Source organism: Erysipelatoclostridium sp. MSK.7.34, from assembly GCF_019041935.1.
In the GTDB taxonomy this organism is placed as follows: Bacteria; Bacillota_I; Bacilli_A; order Erysipelotrichales; family Coprobacillaceae; genus Thomasclavelia; species Thomasclavelia ramosa.
Genome location: NZ_JAHPYJ010000069.1, coordinates 1 through 812, shown reverse-complemented (window position 1 = coordinate 812; position 812 = coordinate 1). Strand labels below are relative to the sequence as shown.

General features: G+C 34.4%; 1 protein-coding gene. It reads right to left on the bottom strand.

Annotation, left to right across the window (positions count from 1 at the left end):
* Positions 1–154 precede the first annotated feature (154 nt).
* Entirely contained in the window at positions 155–649 is a 495-nt protein-coding gene (gene tnpA / locus KTF99_RS16840) for an IS200/IS605 family transposase (RefSeq protein ID WP_202782692.1), read from the bottom strand.
* Between the last annotated feature and the right edge of the window lie 163 nt (positions 650–812).

Genomic DNA, 812 nt, shown 5'->3' with positions numbered 1-812 from the left:
AATAAAAACCACGCCTAAAAGACGTGGTTTTCTCTGAGGCTATAAGCCTATGTTGCTTGCTCGCGTCTCAAGGCGCTGCTTTCTCTTCGTTCAAGCTATCGCTTTTGACTCTCGCCATCCCTCAAAGGGATTTATTTCCTCCTTTCTCCTTTTGTTATCTTCTTCTCTCTTTTTTGTTTTCTTTCTTCATTTCTTTATCTTCAAATGGATTTTGATATTCTTTTACACTCAATTTATCCATTGCTATATCATGTCCCTCTTGTTCCCTTATATATTTTGCGACTGTTTGATCATTTAGTCCTACTGTACTCACATAATATCCTTCTGACCAAAAATGTCTATTTCCATATTTATATTTCAAATTTGCATGTCGATCAAATATCATTAATGCTGACTTACCTTTCAAATACCCCATAAATGATGATACACTTAACTTTGCTGGTATCATTACCAACATGTGTACATGATCTGACATCAAATGCCCCTCTATAATTTCCACCCCTCTATATTGACATAATCTTATTATTATTTCTCTTATATCATTTCTAAGTTGATTATATATCACTTTTCGTCTATACTTTGGTGTGAAGACGATGTGATATTTACACATCCACTTCGTATGTGCCAATGAATTTGTTTTTTGTGCCATACTTAATCACCTTTCCTTTCTTATAATGACAGCTTGAACAACTCCATTATATCGGAAAGGTGATATCTTTGTATAACTTCTTTATTGCTCCACCCGCATAGCAGGTGGTTTTTTATTTCGCATACTTCGTATGCTCAACTGACTTAAGTCTATATGTTCAAAT